The sequence below is a fragment of the Clostridium sp. CM038 genome (genome assembly GCF_055081105.1).
Genome location: NZ_CM143651.1, coordinates 3,853,980 through 3,878,086, shown reverse-complemented (window position 1 = coordinate 3,878,086; position 24,107 = coordinate 3,853,980). Strand labels below are relative to the sequence as shown.

Annotated in this window: 22 protein-coding genes and 1 pseudogene; 19 read left to right on the top strand and 4 right to left on the bottom strand. The window is 32.2% G+C overall.

The features are described from left to right. Positions 1–76: 76 nt before the first annotated feature. Both ACWJKS_RS17905 and ACWJKS_RS17900 read right to left on the bottom strand, forming a co-directional pair. Positions 77–532, bottom strand: coding sequence for a YsnF/AvaK domain-containing protein (locus ACWJKS_RS17905; protein ID WP_462960121.1), 456 nt, complete (start codon positions 530–532; stop codon positions 77–79). A 65-nt stretch (positions 533–597) separates the two neighbouring features. Continuing rightward, entirely contained in the window at positions 598–1,047 is a 450-nt protein-coding gene (locus ACWJKS_RS17900; RefSeq protein WP_462960120.1) for a YsnF/AvaK domain-containing protein, read from the bottom strand. Positions 1,048–1,411: 364 nt separating this feature from the next. Between ACWJKS_RS17900 and ACWJKS_RS17895 the strand changes: the two genes are divergently transcribed. The 14 genes and pseudogenes from ACWJKS_RS17895 to ACWJKS_RS17830 all read left to right on the top strand — a co-directional run bounded on the left by ACWJKS_RS17895 (position 1,412) and on the right by ACWJKS_RS17830 (position 15,181). Beyond that, entirely contained in the window at positions 1,412–2,119 is a 708-nt protein-coding gene (locus ACWJKS_RS17895) for a M15 family metallopeptidase (protein WP_462960119.1), read from the top strand. Positions 2,120–2,343: 224 nt separating this feature from the next. Then, positions 2,344–3,054: a response regulator transcription factor gene (locus ACWJKS_RS17890; RefSeq protein WP_216302060.1), complete on the top strand. Its 711-nt coding sequence runs from the start codon at positions 2,344–2,346 to the stop codon at positions 3,052–3,054. Beyond that, the gene (locus ACWJKS_RS17885; protein WP_462960118.1) at positions 3,032–4,135 is read left to right on the top strand and encodes a sensor histidine kinase; all 1,104 of its coding nucleotides are present in this window, start codon (positions 3,032–3,034) and stop codon (positions 4,133–4,135) included. The genes ACWJKS_RS17890 and ACWJKS_RS17885 overlap by 23 nt, the downstream gene beginning before the upstream one ends. Before the next feature lie 6 nt (positions 4,136–4,141). Next, positions 4,142–4,372, top strand: a pseudogene (locus ACWJKS_RS17880) (aldo/keto reductase); the annotation flags it as partial. 848 nt (positions 4,373–5,220) lie between these two features. Continuing rightward, entirely contained in the window at positions 5,221–6,192 is a 972-nt protein-coding gene (locus tag ACWJKS_RS17875) for a D-alanyl-D-alanine carboxypeptidase family protein (protein WP_462960117.1), read from the top strand. Positions 6,193–6,272: 80 nt separating this feature from the next. Further along, entirely contained in the window at positions 6,273–6,506 is a 234-nt protein-coding gene (locus ACWJKS_RS17870) for a hypothetical protein (RefSeq protein ID WP_216302057.1), read from the top strand. A gap of 142 nt (positions 6,507–6,648) precedes the next feature. Further along, complete coding sequence (vanW, locus tag ACWJKS_RS17865; protein WP_462960116.1) at positions 6,649–7,473, top strand: glycopeptide resistance accessory protein VanW; 825 nt, start codon at positions 6,649–6,651, stop codon at positions 7,471–7,473. A gap of 4 nt (positions 7,474–7,477) precedes the next feature. After that, entirely contained in the window at positions 7,478–8,527 is a 1,050-nt protein-coding gene (gene vanG / locus ACWJKS_RS17860; RefSeq protein ID WP_462960115.1) for a D-alanine--D-serine ligase VanG, read from the top strand. Continuing rightward, positions 8,524–9,735 (top strand): serine racemase VanT catalytic subunit, encoded by a 1,212-nt coding sequence (vanT, locus tag ACWJKS_RS17855; protein ID WP_220319872.1) that lies wholly within the window; start codon positions 8,524–8,526, stop codon positions 9,733–9,735. The genes vanG and vanT overlap by 4 nt, the downstream gene beginning before the upstream one ends. Positions 9,736–10,082: 347 nt before the next feature. Continuing rightward, positions 10,083–11,021 (top strand): polysaccharide deacetylase family protein, encoded by a 939-nt coding sequence (locus ACWJKS_RS17850; protein WP_462952663.1) that lies wholly within the window; start codon positions 10,083–10,085, stop codon positions 11,019–11,021. 163 nt (positions 11,022–11,184) lie between these two features. Then, complete coding sequence (locus ACWJKS_RS17845; RefSeq protein WP_216302053.1) at positions 11,185–11,709, top strand: VanZ family protein; 525 nt, start codon at positions 11,185–11,187, stop codon at positions 11,707–11,709. Between the two features lie 376 nt (positions 11,710–12,085). Further along, entirely contained in the window at positions 12,086–13,135 is a 1,050-nt protein-coding gene (locus ACWJKS_RS17840; RefSeq protein WP_220319871.1) for a LacI family DNA-binding transcriptional regulator, read from the top strand. A 1-nt stretch (position 13,136) separates the two neighbouring features. Beyond that, positions 13,137–13,787: a deoxyribose-phosphate aldolase gene (deoC, locus tag ACWJKS_RS17835; protein ID WP_216302051.1), complete on the top strand. Its 651-nt coding sequence runs from the start codon at positions 13,137–13,139 to the stop codon at positions 13,785–13,787. 68 nt (positions 13,788–13,855) lie between these two features. Continuing rightward, positions 13,856–15,181, top strand: coding sequence for a pyrimidine-nucleoside phosphorylase (locus ACWJKS_RS17830; RefSeq protein WP_216302050.1), 1,326 nt, complete (start codon positions 13,856–13,858; stop codon positions 15,179–15,181). Positions 15,182–15,484: 303 nt separating this feature from the next. Here ACWJKS_RS17830 and ACWJKS_RS17825 read toward each other — a convergent pair whose 3' ends face one another. Beyond that, positions 15,485–16,978 carry a hypothetical protein gene (locus tag ACWJKS_RS17825; RefSeq protein ID WP_462959674.1) on the bottom strand — a complete coding sequence of 498 codons (1,494 nt, stop codon included), beginning with the start codon at positions 16,976–16,978 and terminating at the stop codon, positions 15,485–15,487. Between the two features lie 357 nt (positions 16,979–17,335). Between ACWJKS_RS17825 and ACWJKS_RS17820 the strand changes: the two genes are divergently transcribed. From ACWJKS_RS17820 to ACWJKS_RS17805, 4 genes are all read left to right on the top strand, one after another. Then, positions 17,336–18,025: a response regulator transcription factor gene (locus ACWJKS_RS17820; protein ID WP_216303795.1), complete on the top strand. Its 690-nt coding sequence runs from the start codon at positions 17,336–17,338 to the stop codon at positions 18,023–18,025. Next, positions 18,018–19,466, top strand: coding sequence for a HAMP domain-containing sensor histidine kinase (locus ACWJKS_RS17815; protein WP_220286265.1), 1,449 nt, complete (start codon positions 18,018–18,020; stop codon positions 19,464–19,466). The genes ACWJKS_RS17820 and ACWJKS_RS17815 overlap by 8 nt, the downstream gene beginning before the upstream one ends. 475 nt (positions 19,467–19,941) lie before the next feature. Then, complete coding sequence (ltrA, locus tag ACWJKS_RS17810; RefSeq protein WP_165415056.1) at positions 19,942–21,351, top strand: group II intron reverse transcriptase/maturase; 1,410 nt, start codon at positions 19,942–19,944, stop codon at positions 21,349–21,351. Positions 21,352–21,587: 236 nt separating this feature from the next. Continuing rightward, the gene (locus tag ACWJKS_RS17805; RefSeq protein WP_220286266.1) at positions 21,588–22,952 is read left to right on the top strand and encodes an MATE family efflux transporter; all 1,365 of its coding nucleotides are present in this window, start codon (positions 21,588–21,590) and stop codon (positions 22,950–22,952) included. Positions 22,953–23,078: 126 nt separating this feature from the next. Here ACWJKS_RS17805 and ACWJKS_RS17800 read toward each other — a convergent pair whose 3' ends face one another. Beyond that, the gene (locus ACWJKS_RS17800) at positions 23,079–23,375 is read right to left on the bottom strand and encodes a zinc ribbon domain-containing protein (protein ID WP_165412371.1); all 297 of its coding nucleotides are present in this window, start codon (positions 23,373–23,375) and stop codon (positions 23,079–23,081) included. A 251-nt stretch (positions 23,376–23,626) separates the two neighbouring features. On the opposite strand from ACWJKS_RS17800, the gene ACWJKS_RS17795 reads away from it, so the two are divergent. After that, positions 23,627–24,007: a hypothetical protein gene (locus ACWJKS_RS17795; protein ID WP_216303766.1), complete on the top strand. Its 381-nt coding sequence runs from the start codon at positions 23,627–23,629 to the stop codon at positions 24,005–24,007. Positions 24,008–24,107 lie beyond the last annotated feature (100 nt).

The following is a 24,107-nucleotide window of genomic DNA, read 5'->3' as shown; positions in this document are numbered from 1 at the left end:
AATATACTTATGTGGATATTTTCAATCTTTGAAAAAGTAACATAAAATTTAGAAATTAAAAGCGCTTTAAACTTAATTAGTCTTTAATTCTTAGGGAGCCAGATATCTTAACTTTAGCTTCTTCTCTTTTTAATGTTGCTTCAATGATTTTTATATCTTGTATCTTCTGTTTATATATGGATACATCTTCTAAAGTAACTTTGTGTTTTGTAAATTCGATACTTTCTTCACTAAGAGGGATGCGTATTACTTCTGTATGCATATCTTTGTGTTTTGTAGTAATATCTGCAGGAATTGTATGTTCTATTACAAGATCTACGAGTTCAACAGGCACAGTAAAACTTTTTTGTAGCGTAGAAGACTCTCTATAAATCTTAACATCTCCTGTTTGCATCCACTCTTTAGAGATATCAAGTTGTTCTTCTTTAATTTTAAGGGTAACATTTTTATTAGGGTCACATATGCTTTGTTTCAAAGCAGCTACTTTTGGCATATATTTACCGTTTTTGTTTTCTGTGGAATCCTTTGCCATGCTTTTTCCCTCCACTTATCTTTAAAAACACCTCACGAGTCATTAGTGAGGTGTTTTCTAATTTATTATTTTTGATCGGTTCCATTGTCAATTATATTGACATCACCAATTTTATTTATTCGAGCTTCTTCTCGTTTAAGGGTCTCATCTATATGCACTGTATTTTCAATTTCGTGTTTATGAGCTGAAATTTCACCTGTTATTACTGTATGTTTACCTACATTAACTTTCTCCTCACTTACAGGAATGTTAATGGTTTCTTCACTAGTAATAGGAGAATCACTTGCTTCATTGTTTAAGGTTCTTCTTTCAATTACTACTTCTTCACGTGTTACGGGTACTTCAACTTTTTTATGTTCTTCTAAAATTTCCTTACTAATTTCTACATCACCTTTTTGTACTCTGCTTTTCGAAATATCAAGCTCTTCTTTGCGCAGACTAAGGTTTGCGGTATCATTAGTAGTTTTTTTGACAGCGGAATCACCTTTTTCAAAAAATCCATCAAGTATGCTCATATATAATACCTCCATATATTAATAATTTTAATTCATTAATATATTGTCCTTTAAAGAAATATATTATCCTAAAGATTTGTATGTAATGATTGATTCAATAAATACTAAAATGTTTAAATTAACCATTTTTTATTGTTTACTTATACATAATAATGAAGCTTGAAGGTGTAGCTGTATTCTACATAAAGATAATCATACCGTAATCTTAAGAAATCTTAAGGTTTAATTACAATTTTCTTAAACTCCTTTTTGTAATATAAGAAAGTAAGGAATATGCATTTTACTTTGTTGAAAAATTTCAAATAAAATAAATGTGTTATTTACTTGAAATTAAGTTTTAAAAGTAAATAAGGAGGAGTTTAAGGTGAAGAAGAAAATCGGAGTGATTTTGATTTTAGGAATTGTATGCTTAATGTATATAAATAGCAAATATGGTAGTATAAAAGTTATAGGGGATATAATTGAAAGGAATGCTTATATTGAAGCTATTAAAGATATGTCTAATGACAATAGCAATGTAGATGATGGAGAGTTAGTGTTAGTGAATAGAAAAAATACTCTGGATAAGGATTATGTTCCACATAATTTAAAAGTGGCAAAGGTTAAAATTTATCCTAACGTGTCAAATGAAGAAATGCAAATGGAAGGGAATGCAGTAGATGCACTTAAAAGACTATTTGATAAAGGTGAGGAGGAAGGAATTATACTTTATGCATTATCTGGTTATAGGTCTTATGCAACTCAAAAAGAGTTATATGAAAATAGTATTAAAATAAGAGGGAAAGGGTATACATATAAGTATGTGGCAACGGCAGGTAAAAGTGAGCATCAATCAGGGTTAGCAATGGATATAACTAATGCTGAAAAGAGTACAGGTTTTGAAAACACTAAAGAAGGTAAATGGCTTCAAGAGAATGCTTATAAATTTGGATTTATAATAAGGTATGGAAAAGGAAAAGAAGATATTACAGGTTATAATTATGAACCTTGGCATGTAAGGTATGTAGGTGTTGAGAATTCAGAGAAAATTTACTCAAAAGATATTATTTTGGAGGAGTTTTTAGGATTTTAAACAATCAAAGCATATAATCAAAGTATGTTTGGTATGATATTACCTGTGTTTTTAGTAAATGAACTTGGAATAAATCCTCCATATTTTGTGTTTCTATATTTATGTTCGACAAATATATTTTTAAGTTATATACTTATTAAAAATGTATAAGTTTCAACCTTCAGTACGCTTAGAAGTTATATATTGAACAAAATGCTATCTGAACAAATAAATGGAGTGATTATATGGGTAAAAATATATTAGTTGTAGATGATGATAAAGAAATAGTTAATTTAATTGAAATATATTTAACCAATGAAGGACATAATATTTACAAAGCATATGATGGGGAACAAGCTTTGCAGGTTATAGATAATTATAATATAAATCTTATAATACTAGATATAATGATGCCTAAAATTGATGGTATAGAAGTGTGTAACAAAGTTCGCGAGAAGCTTAATATACCTATAATTATGTTAAGTGCTAAAAATCAAGATTCAGATAAAATAAAAGGGCTATTGTCAGGAGCTGATGATTATATGGTAAAACCATTTAATCCTTTAGAGCTTATGGTTAGAGTTAAGTCTATATTTAGAAGAATTTACGAATTCGATAAAAATAGCGACGAATTAAAAGATAGAGATATTATAGTTATAGGACCACTTAAAATTAAAAAATCCACTCATCAGGTAGAAGTATATAATAAGATTATTGCTTTAACTTCTACAGAGTTCGAAATATTACACGTCTTAGCTAATAATCCAGGGAGAGTTTTTAGTGCAGAAGAAATATTTCAAAGGGTTTGGAAGGAAAAATATTATCAATCTAATAATACAGTTATGACTCACATGAGTAAATTAAGAGATAAGCTTGATGAGGTTTTAGATGGTGAGAAACTTATTCATACTATATGGGGAGTAGGGTATAAAATTGAAAAGAAAACTTATATATAAATTAGAGTTAAAAGTAGTTTTTAATATATTACTTGCTTTTCTATTATCAACATTAACAATGGCAGTAATGTATATTATGTGGAAGTTTTTTTTGGAAATAGGTGCAATCTATTCACAACAAGTTTTAGATAGAATTTATAGGGCAAGGCTACATTACGATTTTATAAAGATAGCAATTGCACTATGGATAATAATTTTTATAAGTTATTCCCATTTATTAATTTACAAGAAGATTAAGTACTTTGTAGAAGTCGATGAACATATAAAAGCTATAGCAGAGGGTAGGATAGATAAAAAGATACCAGAACAATCGAAAGCAGAGCTAGGGAAAATAGCTAAAAATATGAATGAAATAATAGAAAAATTAAATAAATCAATAGAGGAAGAGCGGAGATCCGAACAAACAAAGTATGAATTAATAACAAATGTATCTCATGATTTACGTACTCCATTAACATCAATACTAGGGTATCTTGAACTCATAGATAAGGATAAATATAAAGATGAAGTTGAACTTAGATATTATGTAAATATTGCCTATGAAAAATCAAAACGATTGAATAATTTAATCAATGATTTATTTCAGTATACTATAATGAGGAATAGTACTTTAAAATTAAATAAAGAATTAATAAACGTAATTGAACTAATAAATCAAATGGTATTGGAATTTAGGCTAGAGTTTAGAAAAGTAGATATAGAGTGTAGGACATATTTTTCGGAGGATAAACTCTTAATAGTGGCTGATGCAGTTAAAATGGCTAGGGCATTTGAAAATCTAATTTCTAATGGCATGAACTATGGTAGTGGGACTGAGTATATTGACATATGTACTAGGAAAGAAAATAATAGTGCGGTTATAGAGATAATTAATTATGGTGAGCCAATACCAAGTATAGATGTACCTTTTATTTTTGAAAGGTTCTATAGAGTTGAAAAATCACGTTCAGGATTTACTGGAGGTTCAGGATTAGGTCTCGCTATAACCAAAAGTATAATAGAGCTTCATGAAGGTGAAATTTTTGTTGAAAGCAATTATGAGAGAACTGCTTTTATAATTAAATTGCCCTTGGATAGTTAATAAGGTGATAAATTCCCAGAGCTAAACAATAAAATAAACGAAATTGCAGCTACTAGAGGTGTATCAAATACAGCAATTGCAATTACTTGGATTCTAAGGCATCCTGCTAAAATCCAGCCATTAGTGGGTACAACAAACCAAAAGCGTTTAAAGGATATTTGTAAGGCCTCGCAGGTTAAACTAACAAGGATTGAGTGGTATGAGATATATAGGGCAGCGGGTAATAAGCTTCCATAAATAGCTGATATAAGAGTAATAAAGTGAATTACCTAAGGATGGTATAGGTTAATTCACATCTGTAGCTATTAATATAAAAGCATCTTAGGCTACAGGTATTTAATGAATATAACAAGTTGAAAAATATCTTCTTTATACAATTGCAGTAAGTTTATCAATTGAAATAATACAGTTAGTTTTTAGTTTAGGTTCTTGGATATTGATGATATTATATTAAATGTTTTAGGATCAATTTTAGGATTTTGGGTATATAAAATGGTAAAAAAATTTAGAAGTTACCGCAAAATTCTTAATAAAGTCAATTTATGACTTCAGAATAAATATCCAAATAAAAAGGCTACATTCCCTTTAAGATAATTTAAAGGAATGTAGCCTTTTTATTTTTTTTATGGAGCGGTTGTTTATAATATGAGAATTGGGACCAAAGCTTTGTAATAATATTTCTTAATAAATTGTAATCTTAAGAAATCTTAAGAATTAATTACAATTTTCTTAAACTCCTTTTGGTAATATTAGAAATAAGATAGTGAAGAAGGTAATGTACAAGCTTTGAAGAGTAAATATGTTTTGAACATGATAATAAACTAGGTGCAGAGATATGGAAAGGTAACATCCAGGTGAGATATATATTTTGAGGGTAAGGCGAGATATGTAAATACCATAAAATAAACAGGTTATTAAAATAGCAATCCTTTAAATGGTTAAAAGGATGAGTTTTAAAAATATTAAATTAAGGAGTTTATAATTTTACTCCTGTAAAACGTGATGAATAAATAATACATAAGAGAAGAAAAGTGCAATCTTCTGTGATTAAACAAAACCAGCACAAAATAAGGAGATGTTTTATTATGCTTAAAAAACCTAAGAAGAAAACAAAAGTAATTTTTTTGTCATTATTATTGATGGTTGTCATTGTCCTTCTCGTATATAAATCTATTACTATCGTTGGAGGCCGATCTTTACATGATAAGAGTGGCGATAATAAAACCACGCTGAGGCCCTCGGTAATGGTAGCATCTGACCCATCTAGTTCTATATCTTCAAATAATCTGAATAGTCCTCATGCGATTCTGGTCTGCTTAAATGATCACACTATCATGATGCAGAAAAAGAGTGAAGAAAAAATTAATCCTGCGTCCTTGACCAAAATAATTACCGCAATTGTTGCAATAGAAAATTTGTCAAATTTGCAGGAAAAGATAGAACTCCCTAATTCTATGTTTAAAAAGCTGTACAATGCAGATGCTTCAATGGCCGGCTTCTTACCGAATGAGCAAGTCAGTGCAATTGACCTGCTATACGGGGCGCTGCTACCAAGTGGTGGGGAGTGTTCTATTGGGCTTGCCAACAAAATTGCTGGTTCAGAGCAGAACTTTGTAAAGATGATGAACCAAAAGGCGGCAGAGCTCGGTATGAATAACACCCATTTTGACAATGTGACTGGACTTGACAATAAAAATCACTATACAACGGTTAAGGATATGACTATAATTCTTAGCTATGCACTTAAAAATGATACATTCCGTAAGATTTTCACTTCTTCCAGCTATTCAACCCAATCCACGAATAAGCACCCTGATGGGATAACATTTAACAGTACAATGTTTGAAAAACTTAACGGTTCAAATATTGGTGGCGGAAAAATTTTAGGAGGAAAAACTGGGTATACCGATAAGGCTGGTCTATGCCTCGCAAGTCTCGCTAAAGTAGGCGGGAAAGAATATATTTTGATTACAGTCGGTGCTAAGGGAAATCACAAATCTGAGCAGTACAATATTACCGATGCATTAACAGTGTACAACAACTTAGGAAAAAAATAAGCTTCCCATAAAAACTTATTAACAACACTACTCGTATAATGATTACCTAATTTATAATATGATAAATGCAGGATACTGTATTGTTGTATTTAAATATAATTACTGTAAATTCAACTGTAGGTATGGACCCTTCAAGTAATACAAAGGTAAGCTCAATAGCTACTATAGAGGAGCCAAACTCAATGAAATATTATGCGAGACAGACAGCAGTACCAGCAGCACGTAGGCTATTTTCAGATTTGTTTTCAATAATGAATATATCTCCATATGATGCAAATGATAAAATTAACAAAAATGCTACAAAAAAAAATTAAAACTATTGTTTAATTATATTGCTTAATAAGTTGTAATCTTAAGAAATCTTAAGATTTAATTACAATTTTCTTAAACTAATTCTTGTAATATTAGAGAGTAAGGAAAAGATATTACAAATAAATAGATGGAAGGATAGATTATATGACACGAAAGAGAATTACACAGATATTCCCATTTTTATTGCCACTTAGAAAAATGCAAAGAAAAAATTTCTTCTACATACATATGTATTTTGATAAAAACAGCTATGCGAAAACGAAAGAAGATAATGAATTACCCTACAAGGTATTCGAAGCAGGGTCTTTGTTGATAAACGACAACAGTGGATTTGATTTACAATATCAAATTAATAAAGTATATAACCTAAAACTTGCTGCCAAAACAGTTAACAATATTTTAATACAACCTGGAGAAACCTTTTCCTTTTGGCAACTTGTCAAATCAGCCGACCGTTATGAAAATTATAAAGATGGATTAGTCTTACAGGATGGAAAAATAGTAGGGGAGTATGGTGGTGGACTTTGTCAATTAAGTAATTTAATTTTTTGGTTGCTGATTCACACCCCACTTACAATTGTAGAGAGACATACCCACGATATTAAAACATTTTCATCAGAAGCAAGTGATATTCCCGAAGCTACGGATGCTACTGTCAGTGAGGGGTGGTTGGATTTAAAGGTTAAAAATGAGACAAATTCCATATTCCAAATAAAGATTACATTCAATGACAGCTATATGCAGGGTTGTATTTTGACAAATAAAGAGCTAGATTTCACGTACGAAATATTTGATCGAGATATATCCTATTATAGAAAAGGGTGCAATGTATTTCAGCAGGTATCTATTTATCAAAGAAAGTCAGATGAAAAATTACAACAGTTTTACGATAGTCTTCTTTATAACAATATATGTGAAATAGGATATCAGTTACATGATGATATAGAAATTATAGAAAAAGGAGAATAATACAATGAAAAAGAAAACAATTGCAATCATATTTGGGGGATGTTCTAGCGAATATGAGGTTTCCTTACAATCTGCTTATTCTGTTATTATAAGCCTTAACCTGGAATATTACGATGTAATCCTAATCGGTATTACGCGGTGGGGAGTTTGGATGAGATATGATGGTTCACCGGAGCAAATTCGTGACAATACATGGATGGATATTGGGGCCTGTGTTCCGGCTATTATTTCACCTGATCGGCATATTCATGGGATGCTTGAGTTTTATGATGATAAGATAATTGCGACCAGAATTGATGTGGTTTTTCCCGTCCTTCATGGAAAAAACGGTGAGGACGGAACAGTACAAGGTTTATTGACGATGGCTGGTATCCCTTTTTTAGGATGCGACACGTTGAGCTCGGCAATGTGCATGGACAAAGACATTGCCCATAAAATCGTTCATTTGGCTGGAGTAAAAACGCCCCCATCAATTTTGCTTAGATCTAAGATTTCCGATGCAGAACTGATGGAGCGGATTGTTCCCTTAAAATTTCCAATGTTTGTTAAACCCGTAAGTGGAGGGTCCTCTCTTGGCATCACAAAGGTTTCGCAAGAGAGCGAACTTCAAGGTGCGATCGCTGTCGCCTTTCAGTATGACAATAAGATCCTCATAGAGGAAGCAATCAATGGATTCGAAGTTGGTTGCGCTGTCCTTGGCAATGATTCACTTACTATTGGAGAGGTGGATGAGATAGAACTGTCGAATGGGTTTAATGATTATATCGAAAAATACACCCCGAAAACCTCCCAAATTCATATGCCTGCCCGCATTGACGCAGATATGGCTGTGCGGATCAAGCGGACATCTGTCATAATTTATCAGGCGCTGCGATGTTCCGGATTTGCACGGGTAGACCTATTTTTAACACCGGATAGAGATATCATTTTTAATGAAGTCAATACCATTCCCGGGTTTACTTCTCATAGCCGCTATCCCAATATGCTTAAAGGAATTGGTATGACTTTTGATAAAATTGTAGATTCCCTAATAATGCTGGAGATGAGACGATGAGGACACTAACATTAGACCCTAAAGATACTGCGAACCTTAGCAGTATGATTTTAAAAAAAACGAAAAGAATGGAATTTAATTCAAAACAAACACATATGGACAGAGCGTGGATTGAAATCAATTTAACCAACTTAAAACATAATGTGAAAGCCTTAAGTGAGGTTCTTTCAGATGGATGCGAATTGATGGCTGTTGTGAAAGCCAATGCCTATGGGCACGGCGATGTGGAGGTAGCAGCCAATCTAAACCAATTGGGCGTTAAATCTTTCGCTGTTGCCACAATAGACGAGGCTATCCATTTGCGGATGCACGGAATTGAAGGCAATATACTGATTTTAGGTTATACCTCACCGAAGAGGTCTAGAGAAATGCTTTGTTACAATTTGATGCAGACGATAACCGATTATGACCACGCAAAACAGCTTAATGTGTTCGGAAAACTTATACAGGTTCACATCAAAATTGATACTGGTATGCATCGTTTGGGTGAACGCTGCAACAACACGATGGAGATTGATAAAATCCTGGGATGCGAGAATTTGAAGGTTTGTGGAATTTTCACTCATCTATGCGTCGCAGATAGCACAAAAGCAGATGATACTGAATTTACCATAAATCAATTTCATAGTTTTTATGCACTGTTGCATCGGCTTGAGAAACTTGGGCATACATTACCTAAAATTCACATTCAAAGCAGTTATGGAGTCTTGAACTATCCAGAACTCCAATGCGATTATGTCAGAATCGGAGATGCACTATACGGTGCATTAAGTTCGCCCGATAATAAAACAAGAATGCAGATAAATTTGCAACCTGTTCTGGCTTTAAAAGCGAGAATTGTACTCGTAAAAACAATTTATACAGGAGAAAGTGTCAGCTATGGCCGTCAATTTATTGCACAAAGGGAGACCCGCGTTGCCATTCTTCCTATAGGTTTTGCAGATGGCCTGCCGAGAAGCCTTTCCTGTGGAGTGGGTTATGTCTTGATTCACGGCTGCTTTGCACCAACAATTGGCCGGATTTGTATGGATCAACTCATGGTTGATGTCACCGATATTCCTGATGCTCGTAAAAATGAAATTGCTACATTGATTGGTTGTGATGGCCCAGAGAAAATTACAGCACAACAATTAGCTAAAAATGCTGGGACAATTGCCAGTGAACTGCTAAGTCGTTTAGGAGGTCGGTTGAAAAGGGTAATTTTATGAATCTGCAAAAATTTACAAGTAATTACAATTGAAATTAATATAATTATTTAAAAAAAAGGAATAGTATATACCTGTACGTTATAAACAAAGCAAGGATCAAAATGGCTAAGCAGTTTCAGTACACTTAGAAAATAATAATGTATGCATAACATTTATTGATCATGAAAATAATTTTACTTCTGAACCAGAATTTGAACCTATGAAATAATAGGGAAATGCTGAGAATAAGCCCGAGCCGTTATTGATATTCTGTACGGGAATGGGAAGCTTTGGGCGGCCATTTTAATTGTCCCTGTGAGAACTAAAGCGATAAAATTCATAACTAGATTATATGAGGAGAAAAAATAATGCAAATAACACAAATGATAAGAAGAAATAGGCGAAAAAACAAAGGCCTTGTAACAATAAAGAATATTTTAATATTATCCTTAATTATTGGAAGTTTTTCTGGGGGTTATAAGGTATATAATCATTTTTATAATAAAGATGGACAAGCTAGTAGGGTAGAAATAGTTAAGGATGTTGAAGAAACTAAACCTAAAAATGAAGGTAGTACAACGGATAGAGGTCTTATCAAGGGGTCAAATGTGAACGAAAAAGGGGATAAGTATACCTATGATATTTCAAAATTAAAGGGTTTAATGAGTAGTAAGAAAGATGGTAAAAAAATGGTTTTTCTTACTTTTGATGATGGGCCATCTGTCACGGTGACTTCTAAAATATTGGATGTATTAAATGAAGAAGAAGTGAAAGCAACTTTCTTTTTAATTGGGAAAAGCGTAGAAGCTGATGAAAAAAGTAAGCAGATAGTAAAAAGAGCTTTTGAAGATGGTCATGCCTTAGGAAATCATACATATAGCCACGATTTAAAAAAGATATATCCTGGGAATAAGATTGATATAGGAACCTACATGAATGAAGTTAATGAAACCAATGAGGTAATAAGAGGAATTATTGGACAAGATTTTCATACAAGAGTTCTGAGAATGCCAGGTGGATATATGTCTAGAAAACACTATAATGACCCTAATTTGGATGAGTTTAGTACTAGATTAAAGGAAAACAATATGTATGAGATTGATTGGAATGCCTATGATTTTGATTCAGAGGGGAAAAAGAAAACTGCAGATGAAATATTCGAGTTAACAAAAGCATCTATAGGAACTACTGAAAAGGTAGTCCTTTTGATGCATGATACATATGGTAAGGAAGAAACGGCTAAAGCATTACCTAGAATCATAAGGTATTTAAAAGAAAAAGGATATGAATTTAGAACATTGAAATAGGGCTAAAATTCATTTAGTAGCTAAAAAAAAGCTAAGAAAAATTATTAATCTTCCGTAGCTTTTTTAATATCTAATAGTTCGCTTATTTTAGTGTACAGAACATCATATCGATTAGCTTCCATGCACCATTAAATAAATCAATAGAGGAATAAATGGAGGTATTATGAATAAACGAGAGAGAATTAAAACAGTCTTTTTATATGGTGTTTTCATTTGTTACATACTTTTATTAAGTAAAATATTGTTGTTATCAAGAATTTCGCATTTGGAGCATAGGTCAATCAATCTCATTCCTTTTTATAGTATAATGCAATATATAACTGGCAGTTCTGCGAATATAAAAGCATTTGCTTTTGGTAATGTGGGTGGCAATATAGTTATTTTTATTCCACTTGGTACATATTTGTCATTATTCAAAAATGATAAAAGAGTAATAACCAATTTGTTGTTTATATTTATAGTGAGTTTGTTTGTTGAAATCATTCAGGGGCTTTTAGGCATTGGAGCATCAGACATTGATGATATATTTCTAAATTGTTTGGGTGGATTGATTGGTATTTTAGGGTATAAGTTTTTATTGTGTATATTACGAGATGAGAAAAAAGTACATACTGCAATCACAATACTATCTGCCATCGGATTACCTTGTATATTATATTATTTATTCATGGTGAGAATGAGATTCTGAATTTCTTTATTGCCTATTCCTTTCTATCATATTAGTTAATGCTGGAATGCCTGTTATATTTTTACATTCAGCATCCAAAAGGTGGATTAAGGACTATTTCATAAAGTATACTTTTTGAAATAGTCCTTAGGCGTTTGTTTTGTGTACCAAAAGTACATCTTATTTATTTCTGACATATTTCAAATGGTGACTACATGTTTTGAAAGACAAACATAGAGTTATAAAATTCATAAAAATGTCGAATAAATCCTATTGAAATTTACATAACCTTGCAGTATACTAAATGTGAAAGCGGTAACATATTTCAGAAAATTGAGTCTTAAGGGTATTTATTTAGAATTTTACAATCGTTTTCCTGAAAGTGAGGATGGCTAAAATGACAGTGACAATAAGTGATATTGCGCAAAAGTCTAAAGTATCACATGCAACAGTGTCAAGAGTGTTAAACAATTCAGGTTATGTAAAAGATGAAACAAGAAAAAAAGTTCAAAAGGTAATAAAAGATCTAAATTATACACCTAGTGCTATAGCTAGAAGCCTATCCAAAAGTAAAACTAATACTATTGGAGTTATAGTTCCTGATATAAACAATTTGTTTTTTGGGGAGATTATTAAAGGTGTAACTGAAATTGCGGATGAACATAATCTAAATATAATTCTTTGTGATACTGATGAGAATAAAGATAAGGAACTAAAAGCTATTAATGTTCTTAAGCAGCAAAGGATTCAAGGACTCCTTATAACTCCAACGTTCTACAAAGATTCAGGTAATAGTGAAAACTTAAATGCTCTTAAAAGCTTAGAAATTCCAATAATTTTAATTGATGGGCATGTTGAGTATCTTGATTTTAGTGGAGTTTTTATAGATCATATAAAAGGGGCTTATGCTGGAACAACTACTTTAATAGAAGCAGGTCACACAAAAATTGCTATAATTACAGGAAATATGAATTCTAGACCTGCAAAAGAACGATTGCTAGGATATGAAAAAGCATTAGAAGCTAATAATATTCCTGTAGCAAAGGAATATATTTTTTATGGTGACTACAAATATGAAACTGCTTATGAAATCACAAAGCAAATATTGAAAATGGATAATAGACCTACTGCTATTTTTGTAAGTAGTAATACCATGATTTTGGGATGCATAAAAGCTTTTTATGAAGAAAAAATAGATGTACCGCGTGATATGGCGATTATTGGGTTTGATAAGCTTGATATGTTAAATATAATAGGGATGAACATTAGTTTTATTAATGGGCCATCTATTGAACTTGGCAGAATTGGTATGAGAATGTTATTAGAATATTTAAATAGTAACAAGCCTACCGAAATTAAAAGAGTAACTATTTTGCCAGAGATTCTCTTAAAAGGATCAGAAAAGTATATAGGAAATAATTTTATAAAAAATAAAGGAGAAGATTAATATGAAAATAGAACAATATATAGACCATACACTATTAAAACAAGAAGCCTGCGAGGACCAAATTATAAAAGTTTGTTCTGAAGCTAAAGAATACGGATTTGCTTCAGTATGTGCTAATGCATATTACGCATCACTTGTAAGAAAAGAATTAGAAGGAAGTAACGTAAAAACTTGTATCGTTGTTGGTTTTCCACTGGGAGCTACAACAAAAGAAGTTAAAGCATTTGAAGCAAAACAAGCAATTGAAAATGGTGCGCAGGAAATAGATATGGTAGTTAATGTTGGTGCTATAAAATCAAACAAGTTTGATGTAGTAAAAGATGAAATTAAAGCAGTAGTTGGTGCTTGTAAAGGATACGCACTAGTAAAGGTAATAATAGAAACTTGTCTTTTAACAGATGCACAAAAAGTTAGGGTATGTCAAATAGCTAAAGAAGCTGGAGCGGACTTCGTAAAAACTTCAACAGGATTTTCAACAGGTGGAGCAACAATTCATGATGTAAAATTAATGAGAGAGACTGTAGGACCAGAAATGGGAGTTAAAGCGTCTGGAGCAGTAAGGACAGCTGAAGATGCAAAAGCTGTTATTGAAGCAGGCGCTAGTAGAGTAGGAGCTAGTAGTTCTATAGCAATAGTCCAGGGATTTAAATAGTCAAATTATAATTATTAAATTTGAAGACATATAAATATATTTAAAATGAATAATTAGGGGTGATTAGTATGAGAATGAATGATTTAATAATAAAAAAAAGAAATGGCAACGAACTTACTACAGAAGAAATTAATTTTTTTGTTGGCGGATATACAGATGGAACTATCCCGGATTATCAAGTTTCAGCATTGCTTATGGCTATATACTTTCAAAAAATGAATAAGAGAGAAACTAAAGATTTAACAATGGCAATGGTGAATAGTGGTGAAACTATTGATTTATCTTCTATTGAAGGTGTAAAGGTTGATAAGCATAGTACTGGTGGTGTAGGTGATACAACTACTTTAATACTTGGGCCTATTGTTGCAGCAGCAGGCGTGCCAGTTGCTAAGATGTCAGGAAGAGGACTCGGACATACTGGTGGAACTATTGACAAGCTAGAATCTTTTGAAGGCTTCTCAGTTGCCATGTCAATTGAAAAGTTTATGCAAAATGTAAACAAAGCCAAAATTGCTATAGGTGGTCAAACTGCTGATTTAGCACCAGCAGACAAGAAAATATATGCACTTCGTGATGTTACCGGGACTGTTGATAATATGTCTTTAATTGCAGGAAGTATAATGAGTAAAAAAATAGCTTCTGGAGCAGATGCCATAGTACTCGATGTAAAAACAGGTAGTGGTGCATTTATGAAAAATGAGGATGATGCCTTTGAACTTGCAAGAGAGATGGTTGATATAGGAACTAATGTAGGTAGGAATACTATTGGTGTAATAACTGATATGGACCAACCATTAGGTTACGCAGTTGGTAATGCTTTAGAAGTAAAAGAAGCTATAGATACATTAAAAGGTGAAGGTCCAGAAGATCTTACAGAACTTTGTTTAACCTTAGGAGCACATATGCTTGTATTAGGAGGAAAAGCAACGGACGCGCAGCAGGCGAGAAAAGTGCTTGTGGATATTATAAAATCAGGAAAAGGTATCCAGAAATTAAGAGAACTTGTAGTATCACAAGGTGGAAATCCAGCTTACGTAGACGATCCATCTATATTCCCAGTGCCAGCTATTATAGAGCCCATTATATCAATCCATGAAGGCTATGTGAAAGGAATAAAAGCTGACGACATAGGAAAGGCTGCTTTAGTTTTAGGGGCTGGGCGTGAAACTAAAGAAAGCAAAATAGATTTATCAGTGGGAATTGTTCTTCATAAGAAAATCGGAGATTTTGTAAACAAGGGTGAGGCTATTGCAACTGTTTATGCAAGTAGTGTTGAAAAACAAAAATTATCTGTAAAAATGGTATTAGATGCGTATGAAATAGTACAAGAAAAAATAATAGCTAAGTCATTAATCAAAGGTATTGTTACGAAAGACGGTACGACAAGATTTTAACGACATTTCAGAGGGAAAGTCTCCCACATATATAAGTGGGAGTTACATACCCTAACAAATAGAAAACTTCAGTGGGAGTATAAATCTCCTTCTGAAGTCGTTAATATTGCAGCTCCGCAGGAGATGATTTAATAAAGTAAAGGAGTAGTCACGGAAACTAATATGTAAAACTTAATTATGTATAGAGTCATTATAGTGCTATAATTTTTATGTTCAGAGAGCAGTTAGGAATAAAAATAGGTATAGCAAACAAGCCTACACGATGCAGGAATTTTCAGAAAAAAGTACTTAATTGTCAAACAGCTACTCTAATAAATTTAAAATACTAAAACCTGAAACTTTAAGTCTTGCATCTAGATGAATATTAATTCCAGCAATCATAGTCATAAATGAATAACGTTTTTTACCATGTATTCGTAAAGTATGAATTTTATAATCATTTAGAATACGATTGTTTATACGTTCTGAGCAGGTTCTAGTTTTATAAATAGTTTTCCATTGTTTTGAGCCGCGAGGCACAGGAGTAAACAACCGCAAATCCCATGATGGTTTAGTGTAGATTACTCGCCCATAAGGTGAAGGTGAGCACTGTTCACAGCAAGAGCAACTAGCAACCTTTTTTAAAACTAAAGGGCAACGCCATTTAAGGCGTGAACGACTTTTTTCATAACCGTTATAGACCATTTCATGGCCACCAATACAGATAGGAAATCCTTTTTCATTAATATCTAGAGTAACTGGATATTTTGAATTTCCTTTGTTTTTGGAGTTCAGATCAATAAAGGGATTAATGTTCCATTTAGAACATAATTCATATGTAGGGTAGTTATCATTAGCTGAGTCAAGAACATAATTTGATATAGTGAACTGCGGTAACAGTTCTCTAAATTCAGCTAATGCTACTATTCCAGTGACACTGTCGTGTCTGCTTGCCTCTACAAATCGTAGATAAATAGGTAGATCTATCTTATATTTTTTATTATAGACAGATAAAGCATAGAGAGTGTAGCCATAAAACCAACGATTTTCATGGCTGTCCCAACCCCAATTAGCATTTATGTCAGAAAGTCTACGAGGGCATTTGCAATCGTAAATTCCATTTTCACGGCAGTCACAAACTTTAGAACCATAGTAAGAAGACTTACAGTGAACACAAGTACCATCGCCGCCAACTGTAAGGTTATCTTTTTCTATTAAGTTAAGATTAAAAGAGGGTTCTACAGCAACTAATGAGAATATTTTTTGAAGCAGCCTTTCGGCTCTTAGGGAAAATGAGCGACCAGCTTCAAAAAAATCTGAAATTCTCTTAACAACACCAGTTTTTTTATTAGGAAGCTTTTTATTTTTCCCGGGTGCCTTAATTTTAGAGGGTTTCTTCTTATACGAATATATTTTTTTTAGGTTTACCCTGTCGGTAGACAGATTTGAAAGCCATAATCTAGAGATAAAATCATAATGAGCACCAAGTGATGGGACATTATTTTTAGTGCAGCCTATACAGGTTGCAAGTAACTCACAGGCATGAATCTTTTTAACCCAGTTGGTAATGCTTGTTTCCTTTTGAAAAAGCATTAAAGAAAATGAACGAAATATCTCAGGTTGAAGAGTTGCAGGTCTACCAATATTAGAATAATAAGGTTTTAATATCTCTCTAAGAATATCTAAGTCTAAGCAATACAACTTAGAGATAGAAGGTTCAAGTTCTATAATTTTTTTAGGAAAAGCTTTGTAGAAACATGAGAGATTTAAAATAATAAATTGCTGATAATCAGCATGAGAGCTCCAATTTTTAAGCATAAAATAATCCTCCTATTAAAACATGTCTTTAAGAGGAGGACCGCAAAATTTTACAGGCTTGTCAAGTGTTTTATGCAAAAAAAGTGGGGGAATCAACAAAAATTAATGATACTAAAAATGAGTAATCACAGGAGCTAAGGAGTTTCCGTGAAAGCTCTAAAGAATAGAGGGGGAATACCCTCTATTCTTTTTTCATTAGAAATTATATGATTTACATTATTTTAGCAGGCTGAGAAAGGTATATATTATGGAAAATGCATTTGAGCAAGCACCAGTAATATATACTTTTTTCTTTTTTTATTTGAGTTAAAGTGCAGTTTAGAGGTACAATGTATATAAGCTGGGGGGAGATATATGATGAATATTCTAATTGTAGAAGATGAACAGGATATTAGAGAATTGCTAGAGATTCATTTATCAAAAGAAGGATATCAAATATTCACAGCAGAAGATGGTATGCAAGCTTTAAATATATTTGAAAATAAAGATATAGATATTGCACTACTTGATGTTATGATTCCGAAAATTGATGGATTTAAGGTTTTAAAAAAGATTAGGGAAACTAGCGAAATACCGGTGATTTTTATTACTGCAAGAGAAGAAGAGTCGGATAAAATCCTTGGCCTTGGACTAGGGGCTGATGATTATGTATTAAAACCTTTTAGTCCCATTGAAATAATTGCACGAGTTAAGGCTCAGCTACGACGGTATTATAAATATTCTAATAAAACTTATAAAACTGGAATAATAATTGGAGAGTTGATGCTAGACAAGGAAAGTTGTATTATTTATAAAAACAATATAGAGATAGTTTTAAATCCAAAGGAATATAGGCTGCTTGGGTTTATTTTAGAGAATCCAGGAAAGGTATACACCAAAAAACAGTTATATGAAATAGTTTGGGGTAATACATATTATGGAGATTCTAATACTATTATGGTGCATATAAGCCATATTAGAGAAAAAATTGAAGACGACCCTAAAAATCCTAAATATTTAAAAACAATAAGAGGTATAGGATATAAAATGGAGAAGAACCATGATTAATAGAAATAAATTAAAAAAGATAGCAACATATTTTAAAAGTAAGAAGATGGAAACTCAATTGTTTAAAAATTACATTTTATTTTTGGTTATTATAATTGCAATATTTATGCTAGCCATGGGTGCTTTATTTTTTTACATTTCTATTGATTATGTTGATCCATCAACGGATAAGGCTACAGCACAGTATATGATAAAACAAAATTATAAGGATATTAATGTAACGAATTTTATAAAACATAAGGGATATGTTGAAGTGCTTGATAAAAACCTAGTTATTGTGATGGAAAATGGAAGTAACCATAAAGCAGGATTTAAGTACTCACTAGATTATTATAATGATATGATTACTAATAATTTAAAAGATGGTTATTTTTATTCTAGTAAATATGGAGAAAATAAAGACTTTATTTTAATAACTGCTATGCCTGACAGTATTTTTGACGCATATACCTGGGGGCTTGAACATAAAGATCAAATAGAAGAAGCCGCTAAACCTAAAAACACAAGACATATTTTTTTAAATATATTTCCCTTTATAATATTTATATTTTTAATATCTACAATGGTACTTTATTCTAAACTCACATCAAGGATTTTTGTTAAACCATTAAAAAAACTATTACAAGGGGTTAATACTATAAAAAATGGAGAATATTCAGCGAGAGTTGAAATTAATTCTTTGAATGAAATAGGTCAACTAAAAGATGCATTTAATCTAATGGCTGAAAAAATACAGCAAGAAAAGCTACTAAAGAAAAAAGCGGAACATAACAGGAAGAGGATGATTCTTGATATATCTCATGATTTAAAAAATCCATTAACAAGTATATTGGGGTATTCAGAATTCTTATTAGAAAATGAGGATATCTCATCAGAAGATAAAAATAAGTTATTAAAAGTTATTAATAATAATAGTAGACGAGCAAATGACTTAATTCAAGATCTTTTTGAATTTTCTCGTGTTGAAAGTACGGAATATAAATTAGATATAGGAAATCATGATGTAGGCGAGTTTTTAAGAGAACTTATTGCCGGGTATGTACCAATGATGGAGCAAAAAGGTGTTCAATATGAATTTGATATTACCGAAGATGAAGTTGAAATACCGTTTGATAGAAAAAATTTAGATAGAGCTATAAGTAACATTATACTAAATAGTATTAAATACAATGGTCCAGGGATTACTATTAGTATCAAGCTGTTAATAGATGATGGCACGGCTGTAATTATTATTGAAGATGATGGAGTAGGAATATCTAAGGAATTTGAAGGAGATATTTTTGAGCCTTTTGTTAGGGTAGACTCTACAAGAAACTCTAAAAATGGTGGTACAGGACTTGGACTTGCAATATCAAAGGCAATAATTGAAAAGCATGGAGGAAGTATATATTTAGGGCGCGATATAGATAAAGGTTGCAAATTTATAATTAAATTAAATTAAAGGGGTACGGAGATAATGCATCGACGACTTCAGAAGGAGATTTATACTCCTTCTGAAGTTTTTTAGTGTGCCCGGCATGGGCGTAATCTAACGGGTGAAAGTCCCGAGTGCGGGTTGATAGTGCCAAGCACATAGTTGAACACCAAGGGTGTCCTCGGCGACGAGGAATCTGAAGGCAGGTGTAGACAAATTTCCAGTCTGACGAACAGAAATTACATATAAGGCATGGTATACTGGGTAAAATTGCTAAACAAATTGAAGCCCAAAACTATTCAAAAAAATATACTGTGTAAATGTAGCAGATACATGGAGAGAAAGATTGCGTTCTTACCCGGGGAGAGCTCATGGACATGTTAAGATGTATTTCGATACATGGTTGAAATAAGATTTATCATGAGCAGTCAGCCGACGCCATAGTACCAAAATATTTATAAATATTTTGGGAAGGGCTGAACTATAGGAGGTTTTGAAAATTTTGAAGAACTCAAAGAAATATGTAGAAATCAGAAAACTTCATAATGAAGACTATCTATGCGAGGTAGGGTTGGAAATCCAAGATAACATAGAAGTGATGAGTATTTCTTCGGCGTCAAGGAATGGAAGAGACGACAAGAAACGAGATACTAATAACCTAATGGAGCAAATTCTTCATCGTGGCAATTTGAACAAAGCATACAAAAAGGTGAAGAAAAATAAAGGAAGTAGTGGCGTGGATGGAATGACAGTAGATGAACTACTAGAATACCTAAAACGTAACAACAGCCAACTTCAAAAGGATTTAATAGAAGAAAGTTATACCCCAATGCCAGTCCGTAGGGTAGAAATAGATAAACCCGACGGTGGGAAAAGACTTCTAGGAATACCTACGGTAGTAGACAGGGTAGTACAACAGGCGATAGCCCAAGTGTTAACACCAATCTACGAGGAAAAGTTTTCAGAAACAAGTTTTGGATTCCGACCAGGAAGAAGTCAACACCAAGCGATTGAAAAATGTAAAGAACACATCAACGACGGTTATAAATGGGTCGTTGACATTGACATATCTAAGTATTTTGATACTGTAAATCATGATAAACTCATGTCCATCCTATCCAAGGATTTAGATGACAAAAAGGTATTAAGATTAATAAGGAAATATTTACAATCAGGTGTAATGATAAACGGAGTGGTCGCAGAAACAGACCTCGGATGCCCGCAGGGTGGTCCATGTAGTCCGCTACTCAGTAATATTTATCTAAATGAATTGGATAAAGAACTGGAAAGGCGTGGATTAAGGTTCTGTCGTTTTGCAGATGATTGCAATATCTACGTTAAGAGCAAACGATCTGCGGAAAGAGTAATGAGGTCAGTTACAAAATTTCTGGAGGAAGAACTGAAACTGAAAATAAATCTAAACAAAAGTAAGGTAGCTAGGCCATGGAAACTGAAATACTTAAGTTTTTCATTTTACAATGGCAAAGGTGGAATTCAAGTACGTGTACACCCGAAAGCTATAGAAAAACTTAAGAAAAACATCAAAGAAGTAACTTCAAGAAGTAATGGGAAAAGCCTAGAATGGAGATTCCAAAAACTGAATCAGAAACTTCGAGGATGGATAAATTATTTCAGAATAGCTAATATGAAAACTATAGCAAAAGAGCTAGACCGATGGTTAAGGAGAAGGATACGCCTCTGTATATGGAAACAATGGAAAAGGGTCAGAACGAGATTCAAGGAACTTAAAAAGAGAGGGCTATCAAAACAAAAGTCTTGGGAATATGCAAATACACGAAGAAGTTATTGGAGAATATCCAAGAGTCCAATTATGAATATTGCATATAAAGATAAAGACCTAGAAAGTCTAGGTCTAATCAGTATAACGAAATATTATCTTAGAACTTGTTAGTTCTTATAGAACCGCCTTGTACCGAACGGTATGCAGGGTGGTGTGAGAGGTCGGCTAATCAAATAATGATTAGCCTCCTACTCGATTTTGTTATAGTCCGTAACTCCATCTTATAGAAGAGGAGGACTTTTATTCTAAAATATCGTTAAACTAACTTGTAATATTATATACTTTTTTGTATTAATGATAGCTTTTGTGATAAGATTATATAATTATACATACGAGGAGGAGATTTTTTGGATAGCTCAAAACAATTAGGAGAGGAAAATATAGGTAAATTACTTATGAAGTTTTCAATTCCTGCCATTATAGGGATGCTAGTTAATGGTTTATATAATGTTGTAGATAGAATATTTATAGGAAGAGGAATAGGAAAACTTGCACTATCAGGAGTTACAGTTACATTTCCTATTGCTATTATGATTATGGCGTTTGCAATGCTTGTGGGAATTGGAAGTGCCGCACTTATATCTATTAAACTTGGACAACAAAAAAAAGAAGAGGCAGAACATATCTTAGGAAATGCCTTTACTCTTCTTATTATACTTTCAATTGTAGTAACTATTTTAGGGCTTATATTTTTAGAACCCCTGTTACTTAAAATTGGAGCGAGTAAAGATATATTGCCATATGCTAAGGAATACATAACAATAATACTTATAGGCGGAATATTTCAAAGTGTAGGATTTGGACTGAATAATATAATAAGGTCTGAGGGTAATCCGCGAGCAGCTATGGTTACAATGTTGATTGGGGGAGTATTAAATACAATTTTAGATCCAATTTTCATTTTTGTTTTTCATATGGGAACTAGAGGTGCAGCTATTGCAACTATTCTTTCTCAGGCCGTAAGTATGATATGGGTATTATCCTATTTCTTTGGTGGGAATAGTGTGCTAAAAATACGCTATAAAAATTTAAAATTAGATGTTAAGGTTGTAAAAAGCATTTTTGCTATAGGTATGTCGCCATTTTCAATGCAACTTGCTGCAAGTATAGTGTCTATTATTTCTAATAGAAGTTTAGTTAAATATGGTGGGGACATGGCACTCGGAGCCATGGGAGTTATTATGAGTGTGGTGATGATGGTGTTGATGCCTACTTTTGGAATTAACCAAGGGTGTCAACCAATTATCGGATACAATTATGGATCAAAAAATTATGGACGAGTAAAACATGCCCTAAGATTAGCAATAATCGCAGCTACAACTATTACTACAACTGGGTTTATAATTATACAGGTATTTCCAAAACAAATTATAAGTTTGTTTAATAAGGATCCAGAACTAATAGTAATAGGTAGCCATGGCATTAGAATATACCTGTTTATGCTCCCTATAATAGGATTTCAAATAGTTAGTTCGAACTACTTCCAAGCTATAGGTAAAGCTAAAATATCCATATTTTTAGGATTAAGCAGACAAGTAATACTCCTCATACCATTACTATTTATTCTGCCAAGGTTCTTTGGATTAGATGGTGTATGGTTATCGGGACCTAGTTCAGATGCATTAGCTTCAATTATAACAGCCGTGTTTATTTTTGTAGAGATAAGACATTTAAATAAACTACATGATGAAGGCATGGATGTAATTACATAACAGGGTACGTTAAAATAAATAACAAATATTTTCATGCGCAAAACAAAGTATATATTACGTATAATGCATTGAAATTAGTAGTTCATAGCGAAATGAATGCATTAATAGTAATATATACTTTTTTATTTATTTTTTATTATCAATTTTATTGAGCTTTTTTTCTAGATTTTTTATTCGGGCTTCTATTTTTTTTAATGTCTTACAATAATCTAAAAGGGAGTCATCAATGTGATTATTAGTTTTAAAAATTGCGTACAGTTCTTTTCCTATATCTTTGTAGAGATCTTCCATACTGTTCTCTTCAGAATGAATTTTATATTTAAGTTTTGATATTTCAATAAAATATTCAGACTTGTTTGATATAATATCTAAACTATTGCTTATTGAATCTTTAATTTTGTCCAAATTGGGTGCGGAAGGCATAATATTCCTCCTTTTTATGGTGCAGTCTGAATTTAATGCATAGACTTAATAATATATTATTTAATATAATGTGTATTTGTGACTAAAAAACATGAAGATGTTACATATTTTATTTTGAATTAAGTATAGCAATATCATGACTATGAGAATAGACTAAACTATACAAAGAACAACAGAAATAAGGTGATAAAATCAGAGTATTTCAATTAAAAAATAATAATGAACACCATATAGGTCAGGATATATTTAATATGGAAATTGAAGAATCAAAAAAAATTAATTGTATAATTATCAATAATCCAGTTCAAAGTGATTGTTTATGTATTATAAATCATCTAGTATGTAAATCCGAAGAAAATAAAAATATCGCACATTTAATCATTGCAAATGAGGATAAACAGTTAGAAAATATAACTAACTTTGGTAGTTTAAACATTGGATATGAATACAATATAGCGGAGGCTTACGGAAACTTAGAAATAGATACAGTAAATATTGAAAAAAATCGAGAGGTAGACATGCTAGATGAACATTTTCTAATAATACTTCCTGGAGGTAACATTCATATAAAATTAGAGAACCCTCAAGAAAAAATGATTTTGCAAATAAGTGTCGGTCATCAAGTTATTTAACTTTTTACAAGGCGCATCATCTAAAAAAATAACTAGGGAAGTTACTAGTTATTTTTTTAGATTACTAAATATACGGCTTATATATATAAATTAGTAAATA

What these genes read in the sequence shown, in the direction of transcription:
- ACWJKS_RS17905 (WP_462960121.1), bottom strand. Translation starts at nt 532, where the DNA reads ATGGCAAAGGATTCCACAGAAAACAAAAACGGTAAATATATGCCAAAA.
- ACWJKS_RS17900 (WP_462960120.1), bottom strand. Translation starts at nt 1,047, where the DNA reads ATGAGCATACTTGATGGATTTTTTGAAAAAGGTGATTCCGCTGTCAAA.
- ACWJKS_RS17890 (WP_216302060.1), top strand. Translation starts at nt 2,344, where the DNA reads ATGGGTAAAAATATATTAGTTGTAGATGATGATAAAGAAATAGTTAAT.
- ACWJKS_RS17875 (WP_462960117.1), top strand. Translation starts at nt 5,221, where the DNA reads ATGCTTAAAAAACCTAAGAAGAAAACAAAAGTAATTTTTTTGTCATTA.
- vanW (WP_462960116.1), top strand. Translation starts at nt 6,649, where the DNA reads ATGACACGAAAGAGAATTACACAGATATTCCCATTTTTATTGCCACTT.
- vanG (WP_462960115.1), top strand. Translation starts at nt 7,478, where the DNA reads ATGAAAAAGAAAACAATTGCAATCATATTTGGGGGATGTTCTAGCGAA.
- vanT (WP_220319872.1), top strand. Translation starts at nt 8,524, where the DNA reads ATGAGGACACTAACATTAGACCCTAAAGATACTGCGAACCTTAGCAGT.
- ACWJKS_RS17850 (WP_462952663.1), top strand. Translation starts at nt 10,083, where the DNA reads ATGCAAATAACACAAATGATAAGAAGAAATAGGCGAAAAAACAAAGGC.
- ACWJKS_RS17845 (WP_216302053.1), top strand. Translation starts at nt 11,185, where the DNA reads ATGAATAAACGAGAGAGAATTAAAACAGTCTTTTTATATGGTGTTTTC.
- ACWJKS_RS17840 (WP_220319871.1), top strand. Translation starts at nt 12,086, where the DNA reads ATGACAGTGACAATAAGTGATATTGCGCAAAAGTCTAAAGTATCACAT.
- deoC (WP_216302051.1), top strand. Translation starts at nt 13,137, where the DNA reads ATGAAAATAGAACAATATATAGACCATACACTATTAAAACAAGAAGCC.
- ACWJKS_RS17830 (WP_216302050.1), top strand. Translation starts at nt 13,856, where the DNA reads ATGAGAATGAATGATTTAATAATAAAAAAAAGAAATGGCAACGAACTT.
- ACWJKS_RS17825 (WP_462959674.1), bottom strand. Translation starts at nt 16,978, where the DNA reads ATGCTTAAAAATTGGAGCTCTCATGCTGATTATCAGCAATTTATTATT.
- ACWJKS_RS17820 (WP_216303795.1), top strand. Translation starts at nt 17,336, where the DNA reads ATGAATATTCTAATTGTAGAAGATGAACAGGATATTAGAGAATTGCTA.
- ACWJKS_RS17815 (WP_220286265.1), top strand. Translation starts at nt 18,018, where the DNA reads ATGATTAATAGAAATAAATTAAAAAAGATAGCAACATATTTTAAAAGT.
- ACWJKS_RS17800 (WP_165412371.1), bottom strand. Translation starts at nt 23,375, where the DNA reads ATGCCTTCCGCACCCAATTTGGACAAAATTAAAGATTCAATAAGCAAT.
- ACWJKS_RS17795 (WP_216303766.1), top strand. Translation starts at nt 23,627, where the DNA reads ATGGAAATTGAAGAATCAAAAAAAATTAATTGTATAATTATCAATAAT.